The organism is Mesorhizobium sp. 43Arga (assembly GCF_053714255.1).
Window position 1 is genome coordinate 365,783 of the sequence record NZ_JBSKBO010000003.1, and the last position, 18,142, is coordinate 383,924.

The 18,142-nt window shown below is 62.1% G+C and carries 23 protein-coding genes; 4 read left to right on the top strand and 19 right to left on the bottom strand.

Annotated features, from left to right (window positions below; genetic code table 11):
• Positions 1-12: 12 nt before the first annotated feature.
• The 16 genes from rplN to rpsL form a co-directional block, all read right to left on the bottom strand.
• Complete coding sequence (gene rplN / locus ACWGS8_RS14465) at positions 13-381, bottom strand: 50S ribosomal protein L14 (RefSeq protein ID WP_006205457.1); 369 nt, start codon at positions 379-381, stop codon at positions 13-15.
• Positions 382-464: 83 nt separating this feature from the next.
• Positions 465-704 carry a 30S ribosomal protein S17 gene (gene rpsQ, locus ACWGS8_RS14470; protein ID WP_010909280.1) on the bottom strand — a complete coding sequence of 80 codons (240 nt, stop codon included), beginning with the start codon at positions 702-704 and terminating at the stop codon, positions 465-467.
• Between the two features lie 11 nt (positions 705-715).
• Positions 716-916 (bottom strand): 50S ribosomal protein L29, encoded by a 201-nt coding sequence (gene rpmC / locus ACWGS8_RS14475; RefSeq protein ID WP_006205459.1) that lies wholly within the window; start codon positions 914-916, stop codon positions 716-718.
• Positions 917-929: 13 nt separating this feature from the next.
• Complete coding sequence (rplP, locus tag ACWGS8_RS14480; protein ID WP_010909279.1) at positions 930-1,343, bottom strand: 50S ribosomal protein L16; 414 nt, start codon at positions 1,341-1,343, stop codon at positions 930-932.
• 27 nt (positions 1,344-1,370) lie between these two features.
• On the bottom strand, positions 1,371-2,096 hold the full coding sequence (gene rpsC, locus ACWGS8_RS14485) for a 30S ribosomal protein S3 (protein WP_010909278.1): 726 nt from the start codon (positions 2,094-2,096) through the stop codon (positions 1,371-1,373).
• On the bottom strand, positions 2,096-2,485 hold the full coding sequence (rplV, locus tag ACWGS8_RS14490) for a 50S ribosomal protein L22 (protein WP_010909277.1): 390 nt from the start codon (positions 2,483-2,485) through the stop codon (positions 2,096-2,098). Before rplV ends, rpsC begins: the two co-directional genes overlap by 1 nt.
• Positions 2,486-2,487: 2 nt before the next feature.
• Positions 2,488-2,766: a 30S ribosomal protein S19 gene (gene rpsS / locus ACWGS8_RS14495; RefSeq protein ID WP_006205463.1), complete on the bottom strand. Its 279-nt coding sequence runs from the start codon at positions 2,764-2,766 to the stop codon at positions 2,488-2,490.
• Between the two features lie 16 nt (positions 2,767-2,782).
• On the bottom strand, positions 2,783-3,616 hold the full coding sequence (gene rplB / locus ACWGS8_RS14500) for a 50S ribosomal protein L2 (protein WP_010909276.1): 834 nt from the start codon (positions 3,614-3,616) through the stop codon (positions 2,783-2,785).
• A gap of 23 nt (positions 3,617-3,639) precedes the next feature.
• On the bottom strand, positions 3,640-3,933 hold the full coding sequence (locus ACWGS8_RS14505) for a 50S ribosomal protein L23 (protein ID WP_010909275.1): 294 nt from the start codon (positions 3,931-3,933) through the stop codon (positions 3,640-3,642).
• Positions 3,930-4,550: a 50S ribosomal protein L4 gene (rplD, locus tag ACWGS8_RS14510; protein WP_454581574.1), complete on the bottom strand. Its 621-nt coding sequence runs from the start codon at positions 4,548-4,550 to the stop codon at positions 3,930-3,932. Before rplD ends, ACWGS8_RS14505 begins: the two co-directional genes overlap by 4 nt.
• Positions 4,550-5,263 (bottom strand): 50S ribosomal protein L3, encoded by a 714-nt coding sequence (rplC, locus tag ACWGS8_RS14515; protein WP_010909273.1) that lies wholly within the window; start codon positions 5,261-5,263, stop codon positions 4,550-4,552. The genes rplD and rplC overlap by 1 nt, the downstream gene beginning before the upstream one ends.
• 61 nt (positions 5,264-5,324) lie before the next feature.
• Positions 5,325-5,633, bottom strand: coding sequence for a 30S ribosomal protein S10 (rpsJ, locus tag ACWGS8_RS14520; protein ID WP_010909272.1), 309 nt, complete (start codon positions 5,631-5,633; stop codon positions 5,325-5,327).
• Positions 5,634-5,702: 69 nt separating this feature from the next.
• The gene (tuf, locus tag ACWGS8_RS14525; protein ID WP_010909256.1) at positions 5,703-6,878 is read right to left on the bottom strand and encodes an elongation factor Tu; all 1,176 of its coding nucleotides are present in this window, start codon (positions 6,876-6,878) and stop codon (positions 5,703-5,705) included.
• A gap of 67 nt (positions 6,879-6,945) precedes the next feature.
• On the bottom strand, positions 6,946-9,036 hold the full coding sequence (gene fusA, locus ACWGS8_RS14530; RefSeq protein ID WP_454581575.1) for an elongation factor G: 2,091 nt from the start codon (positions 9,034-9,036) through the stop codon (positions 6,946-6,948).
• 29 nt (positions 9,037-9,065) lie between these two features.
• Positions 9,066-9,536, bottom strand: a complete 471-nt coding sequence (rpsG, locus tag ACWGS8_RS14535; RefSeq protein ID WP_454581576.1) for a 30S ribosomal protein S7 — start codon at positions 9,534-9,536, stop codon at positions 9,066-9,068.
• A gap of 60 nt (positions 9,537-9,596) precedes the next feature.
• Positions 9,597-9,968, bottom strand: a complete 372-nt coding sequence (rpsL, locus tag ACWGS8_RS14540) for a 30S ribosomal protein S12 (RefSeq protein ID WP_006333356.1) — start codon at positions 9,966-9,968, stop codon at positions 9,597-9,599.
• A gap of 492 nt (positions 9,969-10,460) precedes the next feature.
• Between rpsL and ACWGS8_RS14545 the strand changes: the two genes are divergently transcribed.
• Together ACWGS8_RS14545 and ACWGS8_RS14550 are read left to right on the top strand one after the other, a co-directional pair.
• Positions 10,461-10,742 carry a hypothetical protein gene (locus tag ACWGS8_RS14545; RefSeq protein ID WP_010909270.1) on the top strand — a complete coding sequence of 94 codons (282 nt, stop codon included), beginning with the start codon at positions 10,461-10,463 and terminating at the stop codon, positions 10,740-10,742.
• A 111-nt stretch (positions 10,743-10,853) separates the two neighbouring features.
• Complete coding sequence (locus tag ACWGS8_RS14550) at positions 10,854-11,789, top strand: Gfo/Idh/MocA family protein (protein ID WP_454581577.1); 936 nt, start codon at positions 10,854-10,856, stop codon at positions 11,787-11,789.
• Between the two features lie 3 nt (positions 11,790-11,792).
• Here the strand turns inward: ACWGS8_RS14550 and ACWGS8_RS14555 are convergent, their stop codons facing one another.
• Positions 11,793-12,458, bottom strand: coding sequence for an O-methyltransferase (locus tag ACWGS8_RS14555; RefSeq protein WP_454581578.1), 666 nt, complete (start codon positions 12,456-12,458; stop codon positions 11,793-11,795).
• Positions 12,459-12,682: 224 nt separating this feature from the next.
• Positions 12,683-12,952, bottom strand: coding sequence for a hypothetical protein (locus tag ACWGS8_RS14560; protein ID WP_454581579.1), 270 nt, complete (start codon positions 12,950-12,952; stop codon positions 12,683-12,685).
• Here ACWGS8_RS14560 and ACWGS8_RS14565 point away from each other — a divergent pair.
• Together ACWGS8_RS14565 and ACWGS8_RS14570 are read left to right on the top strand one after the other, a co-directional pair.
• Positions 12,942-13,466, top strand: coding sequence for a DUF2975 domain-containing protein (locus tag ACWGS8_RS14565; protein ID WP_454581580.1), 525 nt, complete (start codon positions 12,942-12,944; stop codon positions 13,464-13,466). The genes ACWGS8_RS14560 and ACWGS8_RS14565 overlap by 11 nt on opposite strands.
• A 10-nt stretch (positions 13,467-13,476) precedes the next feature.
• On the top strand, positions 13,477-13,689 hold the full coding sequence (locus tag ACWGS8_RS14570; RefSeq protein WP_454581581.1) for a helix-turn-helix domain-containing protein: 213 nt from the start codon (positions 13,477-13,479) through the stop codon (positions 13,687-13,689).
• 155 nt (positions 13,690-13,844) lie between these two features.
• On the opposite strand, the gene rpoC is transcribed toward ACWGS8_RS14570, so the two are convergent.
• A complete protein-coding gene (gene rpoC, locus ACWGS8_RS14575; RefSeq protein WP_454581582.1) occupies positions 13,845-18,041 on the bottom strand; it encodes a DNA-directed RNA polymerase subunit beta' in 4,197 nt (1,398 codons plus the stop codon).
• Positions 18,042-18,142 lie beyond the last annotated feature (101 nt).

The following is an 18,142-nucleotide window of genomic DNA, read 5'->3' on the forward strand; positions in this document are numbered from 1 at the left end:
TGGTCCGGCTCCTTACAGCACTTCAGGCGCGAGCGAGATGATCTTCATGTGGTTCTTGGCGCGGAGTTCGCGCGGAACCGGTCCGAAGATACGCGTGCCGATCGGCTCTTTCTTGTTGTCGACGAGAACGGCCGCGTTCTTGTCGAAACGGATCACGCTGCCGTCCGGGCGGCGGATGTCCTTGGCCGTGCGAACCACGACCGCCTTCATCACATCGCCCTTCTTAACGCGGCCGCGCGGAATGGCTTCCTTGATGGACACCACGATGATGTCGCCCACGGAAGCGTATTTCCGCTTCGAGCCGCCCAGCACCTTGATGCACATGACACGACGCGCGCCGGAATTATCCGCCACGTCGAGGTTTGTTTGCATCTGAATCATGACTGGCCGCCTTCTTCTTTTCTAACGGGACGGGCTCAAAGCCCCTCCCCGGTCTGTCCAAAATTCGTTGTTTACGCCCGGGGTCAGGCTTGGTCCGAAGACACGACGATCCAGCGCTTATCCTTGGAAATCGGCTTCGATTCCTGGATGAACACCTGATCGCCAACCTTGTGGGCGTTGTTCTCGTCGTGCGCCTTGTACTTCTTGGTCATGCGCACGGTCTTCTTCATCACGGGATGCGTGAAGCGCCGTTCGACCTTGACGACAACCGTCTTCTCGTTCTTGTCGCTGACGACGGTGCCCTGCAGAATGCGCTTTGGCATGGTTTTCGTCCTTAAGCCTTCTTGGCCGCGGACTTTTCCGCAGCGATGGTCTTGATACGCGCAATGTCCTTACGGACCTGCCTCACGCGCGCGGTCTTCTCGAGCTGGCCGGTGGCCTTCTGGAAGCGCAGGTTGAACTGCTCCTTCTTCAGGCTGGCCAAATCGTCGGTCAGTTGGTCCTGGGTCTTGGTCCGGATGTCTTCGGCTTTCATGATCAGCCCGTCCTTATTCTGCGATGCGCTGTACGAAGCGCGTCCTGACCGAGAGCTTGGCAGCGCCGAGACGCAGCGCCTCACGGGCGGTTTCTTCACTGACGCCGTCGATCTCGAACATGATGCGGCCCGGCTTGACGCGCGCCGCCCAATAGTCGACGGCACCCTTGCCCTTGCCCATGCGGACTTCGGTCGGCTTCGACGTGACCGGCAGATCCGGGAAAATACGGATCCAGACGCGGCCAGCGCGCTTCATTTCGCGAGTGATCGCGCGGCGGGCCGCCTCGATCTCACGCGCGGTGACGCGGTTCGGCTCAAGCGCCTTCAGCCCGAAACCACCGAAATCCAGGTTGGTGCCGCCCTTTGCGGTACCATGGATACGGCCCTTGAACTGCTTGCGGAACTTTGTGCGCTTTGGCTGCAGCATCGTTCTAACTCCAAATTCCTAAATGTCTCAGGCGTTTTCGCGACGACGACCGCGTTCGCGATCACCACCACCGCCATGCGCAGCATCACCCTCGGTCGCGCGACGTTCCGAAGCCATTGGATCGTGCTCGAGGATCTCGCCCTTGAATACCCAGACCTTGACGCCGCAGATGCCGTACGCCGTATTCGCCTCGGCCGTGCCGTAGTCGACATCGGCGCGCAGCGTGTGCAGCGGTACGCGGCCCTCGCGGTACCATTCCATGCGGGCGATTTCGGCGCCGCCCAGACGGCCCGAGCAATTGATGCGGATGCCTTCGGCACCGAGGCGCATCGCCGATTGCACGGCGCGCTTCATGGCGCGGCGGAACGCGATGCGGCGCTCGAGCTGCTGGGCGATCGACTGGGCGACCAGGGTCGCGTCGATTTCCGGCTTGCGCACTTCGACGATGTTGAGGTGCGTCTCGGACTTCGTCATCTCCATCAGCTTCTTGCGAAGCTTCTCGATGTCGGCGCCCTTCTTGCCGATGATCAGACCCGGGCGCGCGGCATGGATGGTGACGCGGCACTTCTTGTGCGGGCGCTCGATCACGACCTTGGAGATCGCGGCCTGCTTGAGTTCCTTCTCAAGATACTTGCGGATCTTGATGTCCTCATGCAGCAGCTTGCCGTACTCGCCGGTGTTCGCGAACCAGCGCGAATCCCAGGTGCGGTTGATGCCGAGGCGAAGACCGATCGGATTGACTTTCTGGCCCATTATGCGGCCTCCCCTTTTTCTTCGACTTCACGAACGACGATCGTGAGGTGCGAGAACGGCTTCTCGATACGGCTGGCGCGACCACGGCCACGAGCGTGGAACCGCTTCATGACGATCGACTTGCCGACATAGGCTTCCGCCACCACCAGCGCATCGACATCGAGGTCGTGGTTGTTTTCCGCGTTGGCGATCGCCGATTCCAGCGTCTTCTTGACCGTGCCGGAAATCCGCTTGGCCGAGAATTCGAGATCGGAAAGCGCTGTCGCGACCTTCTTGCCGCGGATCAGCGCGGCAACGAGGTTCAGCTTCTGCGGGCTGATACGGATCGTGCGCAATACGGCGCGCGCTTCGTTGTCAGCAAGCCTGCGCGGAGCTTTGGCCTTGCCCATGATTATTTCCTCTTCGCCTTCTTATCCGCGCCGTGACCGTAATAGGTCCGCGTCGGAGCGAATTCACCGAACTTATGACCGACCATGTCCTCGTTCACCGAGACGGGAACATGCTTCTGGCCGTTGTAGACACCGAAGGTGAAGCCGACGAACTGCGGCAGGATGGTGGAGCGACGGCTCCACATCTTGATCACCTCATTGCGACCACCTTCACGAACCTTGTCCACCTTCTTGAGAAGGTAGCCGTCGATGAAGGGGCCTTTCCAAATAGAACGAGTCACTTGGCGTTACCTCTTCTTAGCTCTTGCGCTGATGGCGCGAGCGCAGGATGAACTTGTCGGTCGCCTTGTTGGACCGCGTCTTCTTGCCCTTGGTCGGCTTGCCCCACGGGCTGACCGGATGACGGCCACCGGAGGTGCGACCTTCACCACCGCCGTGCGGATGGTCGACCGGGTTCATGGTCACGCCACGATTGTGCGGACGCTTGCCGCGCCAAACCGTGCGGCCGGCCTTGCCGTCGTTGATGTTGCCGTGGTCGGGGTTCGACACGGCACCGACGGTGGCCATGCAGGAGCCGTGAACGACACGCTGCTCGCCCGAGTTGAGGCGCAAGATCGCCATGCCCTGGTCGCGACCGACGAGCTGGGCGTAACCGCCGGCGGAACGGGCGACCTGGCCACCCTTGCCCGGCTTCAGCTCGATGTTGTGGACGATCGTGCCGACAGGCATCGAGGCCAGCGGCATCGCATTGCCCGGCTTCACGTCGACCGCTTCGCCAGCCACGATCTTGTCGCCGGCGGCAAGGCGCTGCGGGGCGATGATGTAGGACAGCTCACCATCGTCGTACTTGATCAGCGCGATGAAGGCGGTGCGGTTCGGATCGTATTCAATGCGCTCGACCGTGCCGACGACGTCGAACTTGCGGCGCTTGAAGTCGATGATGCGGTACGAACGCTTGTGACCACCGCCGATGAAGCGGGCCGTGATGCGGCCGTAATTGTTGCGGCCGCCCGACTTGGTCAGGCCCTCGGTCAGACCCTTGACGGGCTTGCCCTTGTAGAGGCCCGAGCGGTCGACGATGACCAGCTGGCGGGTGCTCGGCGTTACCGGGTTGAATTTTTTCAGTGCCATTGTTGTTGTCCTCGCGGCCTTGCTCAGAGACCCGTCGCGACGTCGATCGACTGGCCGTCGGCCAGCGTCACGATCGCCTTCTTGACGTCGCTCTGGCGGCCGATCGTGCCGCGGAAGCGCTTGATCTTGCCCTTGCGGACAAGCGTGTTCACGGCCATCACCTTGACGCCGAACAGCGCTTCGACGGCGGCCTTGATTTCCGGCTTCGACGCCTTCTTGGCGACGTTGAAGACGACCTGGTTCTGCTCGGAAGCCATGGTCGACTTTTCGGTGATCGCCGGGCTGACGATCACGTCGTAGTGACGAAGGTCGGTCATTTAAAGCGCTCCTCGAGAGCCTCGACGGCGGCCTTGGAAAGGACCAGCGTGCCGCGGCGCAGAATGTCGTAGACGTTGATGCCCTGGATGGGCAGCACGTCGATGTTGGGGATGTTGGTCGCGGCCAGCTTGAAGTTCTGGTCAAGCTCGGCGCCACCAATCACCAAGGCGTTGCTCAGGCCCAGAGTCGCGAAATTCGCGACCAGCGCCTTGGTCTTTGCCTCGGTCAGCTTCAGCTCGTCGATGACGATGATCGACGCGCTCTTGGCCTTGGCCGAGAGAGCATGCTTCAAGCCCAGAGCGCGCACCTTCTTCGGCAGGTCGTGCTCGTGGCTGCGAACGACCGGCCCGTGGGCCTTGCCGCCGCCGCGGAACTGCGGAGCGCGTGCCGAATGGTGGCGGGCGCGGCCCGTACCCTTCTGCTTGTACATCTTGGCGCCGGTGCGCGCGATTTCGGCGCGGCCCTTGGCCTTGTGCGTGCCCTGCTGCTTCTTGGCAAGCTGCCAGCGCACGACGCGCTGCAGGATGTCCTCGCGCGGATCAAGGCCGAAAATCTCCTCGGAGAGTTTCACCTTGCCGGCGTCCTTGCCGCCAAGCGTTGTGATCTTGAGATCCATTATTCCGCTCCCTCTGTGGCCGGAGCCTCGTTCTTAACAGCGGCGCGGATCGCGGCGGGCTTCGGCGCATTGGCCGGCAGTGCCACCTTGGCCGCATCGCGGACCAGGATCCAGGCGCCCTTCGATCCGGGAACCGCTCCGCGGATCAGGATCAGGCCGCGGTCGGCATCGGTCGAGACGATCTCGACATTCTGCGTCGTCACGCGGGTGTCGCCCATGTGGCCGGCCATCTTCTTGCCCTTGAACACCTTGCCGGGGTCCTGGCGCTGGCCGGTCGAACCGTGCGTACGGTGCGAGACCGAGTTACCGTGCGTCGCGCGGCCACCACCCATGTGGTGACGCTTGATGACGCCCTGGAAACCCTTGCCGATCGTCGTGCCCGTCACATCGACCTTCTGGCCGGCGACGAAGTGCTCGACGGTGATCTCGGCGCCGACATCGATCATGTTGTCGGCCGAGACGCGGAACTCGGCAACCTTCGCCTTCGGCTCGACGGAAGCGGTCGCGAAATGGCCGCGCATCGCCTTCGACGTGTTCTTCACCTTGGCGAGGCCAACGCCGAGCTGAACGGCGGTGTAGCCATTCTTCTCCTGCGTGCGCTGCGCCACGACCTGGCAGTTCTCCATCTGGAGAACGGTGACGGGAACATGTTCCCCGGCATCGTTATAGATGCGGGTCATTCCCACCTTCTTTGCAATCACACCTGAACGCATCGGTTCAATTCCTTTAGAGTTCCGGGCCAGGGGCACCGCCCCTTACCACGCTCTCATTCCCTTAGAGCTTGATCTCGACGTCGACGCCGGCGGCCAGATCGAGCTTCATCAAAGCATCGACGGTCTGCGGGGTCGGATCGACGATGTCGAGCAGACGCTTGTGCGTGCGCATCTCGAACTGCTCGCGGCTCTTCTTGTCGACATGGGGCGACCGGTTCACCGTGAACTTTTCGATCCGCGTCGGCAGCGGAATGGGGCCGCGGACGTTTGCGCCGGTGCGCTTGGCCGTCGACACGATTTCCTTCGTCGAGGCGTCGAGCACGCGGTGATCAAACGCCTTCAGGCGGATGCGGATATTCTGTCCGTTCATGCGTCACTTCCTTGTTCTGGCGCGGCGCGGGCAACTTCCGCGCCCGCGACAGATCGGTTTAAGTCCAAATTACTCTTTGATGGTGACGACGATGCCGGCACCGACGGTGCGGCCGCCTTCACGGATGGCGAAGCGCAGCTTCTCTTCCATGGCGATCGGCACGATCAGCTCGACATCGACGGTGATGTTGTCGCCAGGCATGACCATCTCGGTGCCAGCCGGCAGCGACACGATGCCGGTCACGTCCGTCGTGCGGAAGTAGAACTGCGGACGGTAGTTGGTGAAGAACGGCGTGTGACGGCCACCTTCGTCCTTGGTCAGGATGTAGGCTTCGGCCACGAACTTCTTGTGCGGCTTCACCGTGCCGGGCTTGGCCAGAACCTGGCCGCGCTCGACGCCTTCACGGTCAACACCACGCAGCAGCGCGCCGATGTTGTCGCCAGCCTGGCCCTGATCAAGCAGCTTGCGGAACATTTCCACGCCCGTGCAGGTCGTCTTGGTCGTCGGACGGATGCCGATGATCTCCAGCTCCTCGCCGACCTTGACCACGCCGCGCTCGACGCGGCCGGTGACGACCGTGCCGCGGCCCGAGATCGAGAACACGTCTTCGATCGGCATCAGGAACGGCTTGTCGAGCGGACGAACCGGCGTCGGGATGTAGGCGTCGACCTGAGCCATCAGCTCGCGGATCGCGTCCTCGCCGATCGTCTTGTTGGAATCCTCAAGCGCGGCCAGCGCCGAACCCTTGACGATCGGAATGTCGTCGCCGGGGAACTCGTTCTTCGACAGCAGCTCGCGAACCTCGAGCTCGACCAGTTCGAGCAGCTCGGCGTCGTCGACCTGGTCGACCTTGTTCAAGAACACAACGATCGACGGCACGCCGACCTGACGGGCAAGCAGGATGTGCTCGCGGGTCTGCGGCATCGGGCCGTCGGCGGCCGACACGACCAGGATCGCGCCGTCCATCTGCGCGGCGCCGGTGATCATGTTCTTCACATAGTCGGCGTGGCCGGGGCAGTCGACGTGGGCGTAGTGGCGGTTGGCCGTCTCGTATTCGACGTGAGCCGTCGAGATGGTGATGCCGCGTGCCTTCTCTTCCGGAGCCGCATCGATCTGGTCGTAGCGCTTGTACTCGCCAAAATACTTCGTGATCGCCGCCGTCAGCGACGTCTTGCCATGGTCAACGTGACCAATCGTGCCGATGTTCACATGAGGCTTAGTGCGCTCGAATTTACCTTTTGCCATGTGATGTCTCCATTTCCTGCTCGCCCATGCGGGCTTTGAATTGCGTTACCGCGACGGCTCTTTCGAGTTACGCGTACTTTTTCTGGACTTCCTGGGCGACCGCGGTCGGGACCGGCTCGTAGTGGTCGAACTGCATCGTGTAGGCCGCGCGGCCCTGGCTCATCGAGCGCAGGTTGTCGACGTACTTGAACATGTTGGCGAGCGGCACCATCGCGTTGATGACGACGGCCACGCCGCGTGCTTCCTGGCCCTGGATCTGACCCCGGCGGCCGTTCAGGTCGCCGATAACGCTGCCGACATAGTCTTCCGGCGTCACGACTTCGACCTTCATGATCGGCTCGAGCAGTTGCACGCCAAGCTTGGGCGCGGCTTCACGGAAGCAGGCGCGGGAAGCAATTTCGAAGGCCAGGACCGAGGAGTCGACGTCGTGGTAGGCGCCGTCGATCAGCGTCGCCCGGACGCCGATCATCGGGAAGCCCGCGAACGGACCGGCGCCCATGACGCTCTGGATGCCCTTTTCGACACCCGGAATGTATTCCTTCGGCACCGCGCCGCCGACGATCTTGGACTCGAAGACGAACTCTTCGCTCTCCGTGTTCGGCTCGAAGATAACCTTGACACGGGCGAACTGGCCGGTACCGCCGGTCTGCTTCTTGTGCGTGTAGTCCTGCTCGTGCTTGCGGGTGATCGTCTCGCGATAGGCCACCTGCGGAGCGCCGACATTGGCTTCGACCTTGAACTCGCGACGCATGCGGTCGACGATGATGTCGAGGTGCAGTTCGCCCATGCCGGAGATGATGGTCTGGCCGCTTTCCTCGTCGGTCTTGACGCGGAAGGACGGATCCTCGGCAGCCAGGCGGTGAAGGGCGAGGCCCATCTTTTCCTGGTCGTTCTTGGTCTTCGGCTCGATGGCGATCTGGATGACCGGATCGGGGAATTCCATGCGCTCGAGGATCACCGGATGCAGCGGATCGCACAGCGTATCGCCGGTGGTCGTGTCCTTGAGGCCAGCCAGAGCGACGATGTCGCCGGCGAAAGCTTCTTCAACGTCGGCGCGCGAATTCGCATGCATCTGCAGCATGCGGCCGATGCGTTCCTTCTTGCCCTTGACGGTGTTGTCGACCGAGATGCCCTTGGTGAGCTTGCCCGAATAGATGCGGGCAAAGGTCAGCGAACCGACGAACGGGTCGTTCATGATCTTGAAGGCGAGCATCGAGAGCGGCTCGTCATCGACCGCATGACGCTCGATCTCGGCGTCGGTCTTGGCATCGACGCCCTTGATGGCGGGAACGTCGGCCGGCGACGGCAGGTATTCGACAACGGCGTCGAGCAGCGGCTGCACGCCCTTGTTCTTGAAGGCCGAACCGCAGAACATCGGGAAGAACTTGACCGCAATCGTGCCCTTGCGGATCAGCGAACGGATCTCGTCATTCGACGGCATCTTGCCTTCGAGGTAGTTTTCAAGCGCCGTCTCGTCCATTTCGACGGCGGCTTCGATCATCTTTTCGCGGTATTCCACGGCACGAGCCTGAAGGTCGGCCGGGATTTCGACGATGTCCCAGGCGGCGCCCAACGTTTCGTCGCGCCAGACAAGCGCGTTCATCTCGACGAGGTCGACGACACCCTTGAATTCCGTCTCGGCGCCGATCGGCAGCTGCATGACGACAGCCTGCGCACCGAGACGCGAGCCGATCATCTCGACCGAGCGGTAGAAGTCGGCGCCGATCTTGTCCATCTTGTTGCAGAAGATCATGCGCGGCACGCGATACTTGTCGGCCTGGCGCCAAACGGTTTCCGTCTGCGGTTCGACACCGGCATTGGCGTCGAGCAGCGCGATGGCGCCGTCGAGCACGCGCAGCGAACGCTCGACTTCGATGGTGAAGTCGACGTGTCCGGGGGTGTCGATGATGTTGAAGCGGCGCATCTTGCCGTCACGGCCCTTCCAGAAGGTCGTGGTGGCGGCGGACGTGATGGTGATGCCGCGTTCCTGCTCCTGCTCCATCCAGTCCATGGTGGCAGCGCCGTCGTGCACTTCGCCGATCTTGTGCGACTTGCCCGTATAATAGAGGACGCGCTCGGTGGTCGTCGTCTTGCCGGCGTCAATATGCGCCATGATACCGAAATTGCGGTAGTCTTCGATTTTGTATTCGCGGGCCATCGTAGCTGCCTCTCAGTCCTGTTCGCGCTTTACCAGCGGTAGTGCGCGAAAGCGCGGTTGGCTTCAGCCATCTTGTGGGTGTCTTCACGCTTCTTGACGGCCGTGCCGCGGTTGTTGGCCGCATCCATCAGCTCGCCCGAGAGGCGGTCGATCATGGTGGTCTCGTTGCGGTTGCGGGCAGCCGCGATCAGCCAACGGATGGCCAATGCCTGGCGGCGCTCGGAACGCACGTCGACCGGAACCTGGTAGGTGGCGCCGCCGACGCGACGCGAACGCACTTCCACATGCGGCGCGACATTGTCGAGCGCCTGATGGAAGACGGTGACCGGCTCCTGCTTGGTCTTCGACTGGACCTGGTCGAGCGCGCCATAGACGATGGTCTCGGCGACCGACTTCTTGCCGTCATACATGACGGCGTTCATGAACTTGGTAACGATCAGATCACCGAACTTCGGATCCGGGTTGATCTCACGCTTTTCTGCACTGTGACGACGCGACATGGCTTTTGTCTCTCAATCTCGTAGCCCGACGCATTCAAGCAGCGCCAGGGCCGGAAAATCTTACTTCGGACGCTTGGCGCCGTACTTCGAACGGCGCTGCTTGCGGTTCTTCACGCCCTGCGTGTCGAGCACGCCGCGGATGATGTGGTAGCGAACGCCCGGAAGATCCTTGACGCGGCCGCCGCGGATCATGACCACGGAGTGCTCCTGAAGGTTGTGACCTTCGCCGGGGATGTAACCGATCACTTCAAAACCATTGGTCAGGCGGATCTTAGCCACCTTGCGCAGCGCCGAGTTCGGCTTCTTCGGCGTCGTTGTGTAGACGCGCGTGCAGACGCCCCGCTTCTGCGGGTTCTGCTGCATGGCCGGGACCTTGTTGCGCTTCACCGGCGCAATGCGCGGCTTGCGGATCAGCTGGTTGACGGTAGGCATTAAACCCTCTTGTCTCTCAATTCCGTGTCTCGCCCGGTCAGGGCCGCTCAAAGCGTCAATTCCATACGCAAATTCGGGCCGTAAACCGCGCCTCGCGGTCCTGCCCGAACAAAATGCAGAGGAAGCGGAAACCGCTTCATGCGCGCCGGAAATGTCTTTTCGCTCGTAAAACGAACCCTGTTTGAGGCAAACTCCAAAGCGTGTCGCTTCGGAAGGGAGAGCCTCACATCGGTTCTGACTGGGCGGCTTCTACTCGTAAGCCCGCGAACCGTCAACCCCGCAGCGGCAAATATTGCATTGATGCCGGGGCTTGGCAGCCATGCGAAAGGCGCATGTAATTTTCTTTCGCCAATTTGCAAGGACGGGGAAGAAAGTGCCAAGCCTTTAGCAAAGTGAATGGCTTTTGGCTGTCGCACGGCCCCACTTCATGCGAAAAGGCCGCCTGAGCACTCAAAATCCCCTCGCCCGCGCTTTGCCAGGAGGAATCAGCACGTGAACGACAATGAAGAACGCCCGGTCACCATCATCACCGGCCGGGTGTGGAAGCGCAAAGGCGGCAAAGCGGAAGGCGTGCATGTCATGCTGGTCGCTCCCGACGACGATTCGGCGGTGCGCCGCGCCCTCGAATCGCTTGCGGCGGAAGGTTATGCCGAGGCCGAGCTCGACCAGATCGGCGATATGGACGGCGTGCCCGATGACGAGCCGCATCTGTCGGCCTATCAGGGCGCGCTCGAAGGCGAAGTGTCGATCGTCACATTCGACGCGCCGATCTGAGAATCAGGTCAGGACGCGGCCGATGCCGGCCGGACCGCCGCTCCATGAGCACACCTTGCCCGGCTGTCTTTTCGCACCTAGAAAAACCTGTCCTTCCCAACCGGAGCCCTCATGTCCGCGAACAACAATCCCATCAACATAGGCATCGTCGGCGTCGGCAAGATCGTCCGCGACCAGCACCTGCCGGCGCTGGCCAAAGACCAGAACTATCGCCTCATCGCGGCCGCCAGCCGGCATGGCAAGGTCGACGGCATCCCGAACTTTCCGACCATCGAGGCGATGCTCGACGCGGTGCCGGAGCTTGAGGCCGTCTCGCTCTGCATGCCGCCGCAATTCCGCTACGATGCCGCGCGCACCGCGATCGAGGCGAAGAAGCATGTCTTCCTGGAAAAGCCCCCCGGCGCCACGGTCAGCGAGGTCGAGGACCTGAAGGTGCTGGCCGCGAAGAACGGCGTCTCGCTGTTTGCCAGCTGGCATTCGCGCTATGCGCCGGCGGTGGAGGCCGCGCGCGGCTTTCTCACATCGGCCCGGCTCCGCTCGGCGGCGATCGTCTGGAAGGAAGATGTGCGCCGCTGGCATCCGAACCAGGAGTGGATCTGGGCGCCGGGCGGCTTCGGGGTCTTCGATCCCGGCATCAACGCACTGTCGATCGCAACCCACATCCTGCCGGCGATGTTCATCAATTCGGCCGTACTCGACTTTCCTGAGAACCGCGCCGCCCCGGTCGCGGCGCAAGTCACCTTCCGCACCTCGAACGGATTGCCAGTGACGATGGACCTCGACTGGCTGCAGACCGGCCCGCAAAGCTGGGACATCCTGGCCGACACGGATGCGGGCAAGATGGTGCTTTCCGGTGGCGGCGCGAAGCTCGCCATCGACGGCCGTATGGTGCATGAGGAGCCGGAAGCGGAATACCCCATGCTCTACAAACGTTTCGCCGAGATCGTGCGCGCCGGCACCTCGGACGTCGATCTGGCGCCGCTGCAGCATGTCGCCGATGCCTTCATGCTCGGCAAACGCAATGTGGTCGAGGCGTTTTTCGATTGACCTTCAACTGACGATCGCAATGGCAAAGCCGTCATAGCCCTTGGCGCCGACCGTCTGGATGGCGGTGCCATCAAGGCGCTTGTCGCCGCCAATGAATGAGAACGCCGCCCGGGCTCCCACGACATTGGCGTCATGGCCATCCCTGTCGAGCACAGCGCCGTCGCGGATGACGTTGTCGCAGATGATCACCGTCCCGGGCCGCGAAAGCCGCATGGCCCAGGACAGGTAGTTCGGGTTGTTCGGCTTGTCGGCGTCGATGAAGATCAGATCGAACGGCCCGGCATTTTCAGCGCTCAACGCGGCAAGTGATTCCAACGCTGGTCCGACGCGCAGTTCTACCCGTTCCGACACGCCTGCCCGCTCAAAATTCGAGCGCGCGACCCTGGCGTGGTGCGAATCAAGTTCAAGCGTCACGATCTTGCCATCGGCGGGCAGGCCCCGCGCCAGCCAGATGGTCGAATAACCGCCCAGCGTGCCGATTTCGAGCACCGTCCTGGCTCCCTGCATTCGCGCCAGAAGCGAGAGCAGCTTGCCTTGCGCCGGCGAGACGTCGATCGGTGGCAGGCCTTGGTCACGGTTGGTCGCCAGAACGGCATCCATGACGGGATCTGCTTCGAATAGGGAACCAACGATGTAATCGTCGACAGCCGTCCAGGTCTTCCTGCTCATTGCTTTTTCTCCGGTTTGAAATGTGCCGCCAAAACGCAAAAGGGGCCGCTTAGGGTTGCGGAGCGGAAACGCGCGGCGTTTTGCCGACTCCTTTGACCTGCATGCTGCCATGAGTACCAACGGCGACAGGTTTCCGTAAACGAAAAGCCGCCGGGTTGCCCCGACAGCTTCGATCGGCGTCAATGAGCTATCGATTACAATCCGATCCCACGGATCGCTTGGAATCAATCCTTCATCCGGCAACCGGCGCGTTTGACCATATCGGCAACGATCAGCGGCGTTGCCGGCGTCTGCGACCAACTGCCCTGACGAGGTGCGCCCGCCTTGAGGGCGGAACGAACCGATCCCGTATCCAGGCTGAAGGACTTGCTGCAGGAAACGGTGTGTGAGCTGCCGATCGTCTCGACGATCGCGCCGGCGAAACCTCCAATGATTGAAACTGTCATCGCGGCTCCAGCGCTTGATCCCGCTCGCCAGGCAAGGTTGAAACGCATCCGTCTTTTCAGCCTGGTGCTGGCGAGGTGTTTTGTTGCCCTGGCCATACTGCTGACCATCGGCCTGCTGTTCTACTGGCTCACCGTCTCCGCCAGTTCGATCGCGACCGACGCCCAAATCCCTCAGGAATGGCTGAGCGAATTTGGCCTCGGTCGAAGACTGGCCGGGTTCGCGATCTCGTTCGTGCCGCTTGCCTGTCTCGTCACCGCGCTGATGTCCGCCCGGCGATGCTTCAGCGCATTTGCGGCCGGAGACTTCTTCGGTCAGGGCGCCATCGGCAATCTGCGGTATTTTGGCCTTGGCCTGCTGGCGTCAGCCTTGCTGAAACCGGTTTCGGCGGCCGCCTTGTCCGTTCTGCTGAGCTGGGACGCGCCTGCCGGCCAGCACCGGCTGACGCTTGGGCTCGACAGCGACACGATCCTGGCCTTGCTGGCGGCGGGCATCATCGCTGTCATCACCTGGGTCATGGCCGAGGCATCCGCGCTCGCCGATGAAAACGCACAGTTCATCTGAGGATCGGTTCATGCCGATAAGGGTCAGGCTCAACGTCGTCCTAGCCGAACGAAACGTGAAGTCGAAGGATCTCGCCGAATTTGTCGGCATCACCGAAGCCAACCTTTCCCTTCTGAAACAGGGAAAGGTCAAAGGCGTTCGGTTCGATACGCTGGAACGCATCTGCGAATACCTCGACTGCGAGCCAGGGGATCTGCTTCGCTTCGAGAAACCGTCTGAATAGAACAAACAAAAAGGCCGCCGAGTTGCCCCGACGGCCCAGTTGCCTGAGATTTCAAAGCGGTCGTTTCCAGGAAACGACCGCTTCATTTTCTTCTGGCGCAATTGCCGACGGAAAACCGTTTCACGCTTTTCCTGGAATTGCTCCGGCCGCCGCGCTTACTGCGCGGCGGTTGTCATATCGGCCAGCATCGGCTCGGCGATTTCCACACCGGAGGCCTTGCGGCGCTCGTCGATGATGAGTTCGTCGCGCGAGGTGGCGATGCGCCGGATCTGGCTCATTGTGCCGCCCGTACCGGCCGGGATCAGCCGGCCGACGATGACGTTTTCCTTCAAGCCCTGCAGCATGTCGGTCTTGCCGGCAACCGCGGCTTCCGTCAGCACCCTGGTCGTCTCCTGGAAGGAGGCGGCCGAGATGAAGGACGGCGTCTGCAGCGAGGCCTTGGTGATGCCGAGCAGCACCGGCTGACCTTCGGCCGGCTTCTTGCCGTCCTCGATCAGGCGTTCGTTGACCTCTTCCAGTTCGATCACGTCGACGTGGTCACCCGGAATGTAGGTCGAGTCGCCCTGCGTGGTGATCTCGACCTTCTGCAGCATCTGGCGAACGATCACCTCGATGTGCTTGTCGTTGATCGACACGCCCTGCAGGCGGTAGACCTCCTGGATCTCGTTGACGAGGTAGGAAGCAAGTGCCTCCACGCCTTTGATCGCCAGGATGTCGTGCGGCGCCGGATTGCCGTCGAGGATGTAGTCGCCCTTCTCGATGACGTCGCCGTCCTGGAGATGGAACGGCTTGCCCTTCGGGATCAGGTATTCGACCGGCTCGAGCGTCGAGTCATGCGGCTCGATGATGATGCGGCGCTTGTTCTTGTAGTCGCGGCCGAAGCGGATCGTGCCATCGATCTCGGCGATGATGGCGTGATCCTTCGGACGACGTGCCTCGAACAGTTCGGCAACACGCGGCAGACCGCCGGTGATGTCCTTGGTCTTGGCGCTTTCCATCGGGATACGCGCCAGCACGTCGCCGGGACGAACCTGCGCACCCGGCTCGACCGAGAGAATGGCCTCGACCGAGAGCAGGAAGCGGGCATCGCCACCCTTCGACAGCTTGCCGACCTTGCCCTTGGCGTCCTGAACGACGATCGCCGGCTTCAGATCGTTGCCGCGCGGCGTCGAACGCCAGTCGATGACCTCACGCTTGGTGATGCCGGTCGACTCGTCGGCCGTTTCCTGGACGGAAATGCCGTCGACCAGATCCTCGAACGCAACCCTGCCCTCGATTTCGGTGAGGATCGGGCGGGTGTAGGGATCCCACTCGGCAATACGCTGGCCGCGCTTCACCTTGTCGCCATCGTCCACGAAGATGCGCGAACCATAGGTGACACGGTGCGTGGCGCGCTCCTTGCCGGCTTCGTCGAGGATCAGCACCGCCATGTTGCGGCCCATGACCATCTGCTGGCCGTCCGAGTTGCGCACCACGTTGCGGTTGCGGATCTCGACCTTGCCCTCATAGGAGGCTTCAAGGAACGAGCTATCCACCACCTGCGCTGTACCGCCCATGTGGAAGGTACGCATGGTGAGCTGGGTGCCCGGCTCGCCGATCGACTGCGCCGCGATGACGCCGACGGCTTCACCCTGGTTGACCGGGGTGCCGCGCGCCAGATCGCGTCCGTAGCAGACCGCGCACACGCCGACCCTGACCTCGCAGGTCAGTGCCGAGCGGATGCGGACCGACTGGACGCCGGCCTTTTCGATCTGCTCCACGTCGCGCTCGTCCATCAGCGTTCCGGCCTTGACCAGCAGGTCGCCGGTCACCGGATGGTTGATGTCGTCGAGCGCGGTGCGGCCCAGCACGCGCTGGCCGACCGAAGCGACGACCTGGCCGGCATCGACGATCGGCTGCATGGTGAGGCCCTTGTCGGTGCCGCAATCCACGGAGTTGACGATGCAGTCCTGCGCCACGTCGACCAGACGGCGGGTGAGGTAGCCCGAGTTCGCCGTCTTCAAGGCGGTGTCGGCCAGACCCTTGCGGGCGCCGTGGGTCGAGTTGAAGTACTCGAGCACGGTCAGGCCTTCCTTGAAGTTCGAGATGATCGGCGTCTCGATGATTTCACCCGAAGGCTTGGCCATCAGGCCGCGCATGCCGGCCAGCTGACGCATCTGGGTGGGCGAGCCACGCGCACCGGAGTGCGACATCATGTAGATCGAGTTCATCGGCTTCTGACGGCCATTGTCCTCGAACTCGACCGCCTTGATGCGGGCCATCATCTCGTCGGCGACCTTTTCCGAGCACTTGGCCCAGGCGTCAACGACCTTGTTGTACTTCTCGCCCTGCGTGATCAGGCCGTCATTGTACTGCTGCTCGTATTCCTTGGCCAAAGCCTCGGTGTCGGAGACCAGCTTGATCTTGGTGTCCGGGATCAGCATGTCGTCCTTGCCGAACGAAATGCCGGCACGGCACGCGTGAGCGAAACCGAGCGCCATGATGCGGTCGCAGAAAATGACCGTCTCCTTCTGACCGCAGTGGCGGTAGACGGTGTCGATCATCTTGGAGATGTTCTTCTTGGTCATCTCCTGGTTGGCGGTCTCGTAGGGTACGTTGACGTTCTTTGGCAGAAGCTCACCGATGATCATGCGGCCAGGTGTGGTGTCGTAGATCTTCGACACGACCTTGCCTTCGGCGTCGACCGTGCGGAAGCGGCCCTTGATCTTGGCGTGCAGGGTCACCGCCTTGGTCTCGAGCGCGTGCTGGAGTTCGCCCATGTCGGCAAACACCATGCCCTCGCCCGGCTCGTTCTGATTGACGATCGAGAGATAGTAGAGACCAAGCACCATGTCCTGCGACGGCACGATGATCGGCGCGCCGGAAGCCGGGTGCAGGATGTTGTTGGTCGACATCATCAGCACGCGGGCTTCAAGCTGCGCTTCCAGGGACAGTGGCACGTGGACCGCCATCTGGTCGCCGTCGAAGTCGGCGTTGAAGGCCGTGCAGACCAGCGGATGCAGCTGGATCGCCTTGCCTTCGATCAGGATCGGCTCGAACGCCTGGATGCCAAGGCGGTGCAGCGTCGGCGCGCGGTTCAACAGAACCGGGTGCTCGCGGATGACCTCGTCGAGAATATCCCAGACTTCCGGACGCTCCTTCTCAACCAGCTTCTTGGCCTGCTTGACGGTCGAGGAGTAACCCTTGGCGTCGAGACGGGCGTAGATGAAGGGCTTGAACAGTTCGAGCGCCATCTTCTTCGGCAGGCCGCACTGGTGCAGCTTGAGCTCCGGACCGGTGACGATGACCGAACGGCCGGAATAGTCGACGCGCTTGCCGAGCAGGTTCTGGCGGAACCGGCCCTGCTTGCCCTTGAGCATGTCGGACAGCGACTTCAGCGGACGCTTGTTGGCGCCGGTGATGACGCGGCCGCGACGACCGTTGTCGAACAGCGCGTCGACGGCTTCCTGCAGCATGCGCTTTTCATTGCGCACGATGATGCCGGGAGCGCGCAGTTCGATCAGCCGCTTCAGACGGTTGTTGCGGTTGATGACGCGGCGATAGAGATCGTTCAGGTCGGACGTCGCGAAACGTCCACCATCCAGTGGAACCAGCGGGCGCAGGTCCGGCGGGATCACCGGGACCACCTTCATGATCATCCATTCCGGACGGTTGCCGGATTCCATGAAGTTCTCGACGACCTTGAGCCGCTTTAGATACTTCTTCTGCTTCAGCTCGGAAGTGGTCGAAGCCAGTTCCGAACGCAGGTCGCCGGCGATCTTCTCCAGATCCATGCCGGCCAGAAGGTCATGAATGGCCTCGGCGCCGATCATGGCGGTGAAAGAATCCTCGCCATACTCGTCGACGGCGATCATGTACTCTTCCTCGCTGAGCAGCTGGTGCTCCTTCAGCGCGGTGAGGCCAGGCTCGGTGACAATGTAGTTCTCGAAGTAAAGGACGCGCTCGATGTCCTTCAGGGTCATGTCGAGCAGCGTGCCGATGCGCGAGGGCAGCGACTTCAGGAACCAGATGTGAGCGACGGGAGCGGCGAGCTCGATATGGCCCATGCGCTCGCGGCGGACGCGCGACAGCGTGACTTCGACGCCGCACTTCTCGCAGATGACGCCCTTGTACTTCATGCGCTTGTACTTGCCGCACAGGCACTCATAGTCCTTGATCGGGCCAAAAATGCGCGCGCAGAACAGACCGTCACGCTCCGGCTTGAAGGTGCGGTAGTTGATGGTCTCCGGCTTCTTGATCTCGCCGAACGACCAGGACAGAATCTTCTCAGGGCTGGCCAGTGAGATCCGGATGGAATCGAACACCTGCGCAGGCGCCTGCGGATTGAAGAGATTCATGACCTCTTGGTTCATGCCGTTCTCCTTTTCGGGGTCCTCGAAAACCCCTTGCATCTAGTCGCGGGCCAAACGCCCGCCGTCTTTGTCGGCCACCGGCCGTCGAATTCCTTTGGCGC

Coding starts and splice junctions, on each gene's coding strand:
- rplV (WP_010909277.1), bottom strand. CDS start 2,485: ATGGGCAAGGCCAAAGCTCCGCGCAGGCTTGCTGACAACGAAGCGCGC.
- ACWGS8_RS14505 (WP_010909275.1), bottom strand. CDS start 3,933: ATGACCGACCTTCGTCACTACGACGTGATCGTCAGCCCGGCGATCACC.
- rpsQ (WP_010909280.1), bottom strand. CDS start 704: ATGCCAAAGCGCATTCTGCAGGGCACCGTCGTCAGCGACAAGAACGAG.
- rpmC (WP_006205459.1), bottom strand. CDS start 916: ATGAAAGCCGAAGACATCCGGACCAAGACCCAGGACCAACTGACCGAC.
- fusA (WP_454581575.1), bottom strand. CDS start 9,036: ATGGCCCGCGAATACAAAATCGAAGACTACCGCAATTTCGGTATCATG.
- rpsC (WP_010909278.1), bottom strand. CDS start 2,096: ATGGGCCAGAAAGTCAATCCGATCGGTCTTCGCCTCGGCATCAACCGC.
- rplC (WP_010909273.1), bottom strand. CDS start 5,263: ATGCGTTCAGGTGTGATTGCAAAGAAGGTGGGAATGACCCGCATCTAT.
- ACWGS8_RS14560 (WP_454581579.1), bottom strand. CDS start 12,952: ATGCGTTTCAACCTTGCCTGGCGAGCGGGATCAAGCGCTGGAGCCGCG.
- rpsL (WP_006333356.1), bottom strand. CDS start 9,968: ATGCCTACCGTCAACCAGCTGATCCGCAAGCCGCGCATTGCGCCGGTG.
- ACWGS8_RS14550 (WP_454581577.1), top strand. CDS start 10,854: ATGTCCGCGAACAACAATCCCATCAACATAGGCATCGTCGGCGTCGGC.
- rplN (WP_006205457.1), bottom strand. CDS start 381: ATGATTCAGATGCAAACAAACCTCGACGTGGCGGATAATTCCGGCGCG.
- ACWGS8_RS14555 (WP_454581578.1), bottom strand. CDS start 12,458: ATGAGCAGGAAGACCTGGACGGCTGTCGACGATTACATCGTTGGTTCC.
- ACWGS8_RS14570 (WP_454581581.1), top strand. CDS start 13,477: ATGCCGATAAGGGTCAGGCTCAACGTCGTCCTAGCCGAACGAAACGTG.
- rpoC (WP_454581582.1), bottom strand. CDS start 18,041: ATGAACCAAGAGGTCATGAATCTCTTCAATCCGCAGGCGCCTGCGCAG.
- rpsG (WP_454581576.1), bottom strand. CDS start 9,536: ATGTCGCGTCGTCACAGTGCAGAAAAGCGTGAGATCAACCCGGATCCG.
- tuf (WP_010909256.1), bottom strand. CDS start 6,878: ATGGCAAAAGGTAAATTCGAGCGCACTAAGCCTCATGTGAACATCGGC.
- rpsJ (WP_010909272.1), bottom strand. CDS start 5,633: ATGAACGGACAGAATATCCGCATCCGCCTGAAGGCGTTTGATCACCGC.
- rplP (WP_010909279.1), bottom strand. CDS start 1,343: ATGCTGCAGCCAAAGCGCACAAAGTTCCGCAAGCAGTTCAAGGGCCGT.
- rplD (WP_454581574.1), bottom strand. CDS start 4,550: ATGGATCTCAAGATCACAACGCTTGGCGGCAAGGACGCCGGCAAGGTG.
- rplB (WP_010909276.1), bottom strand. CDS start 3,616: ATGGCACTGAAAAAATTCAACCCGGTAACGCCGAGCACCCGCCAGCTG.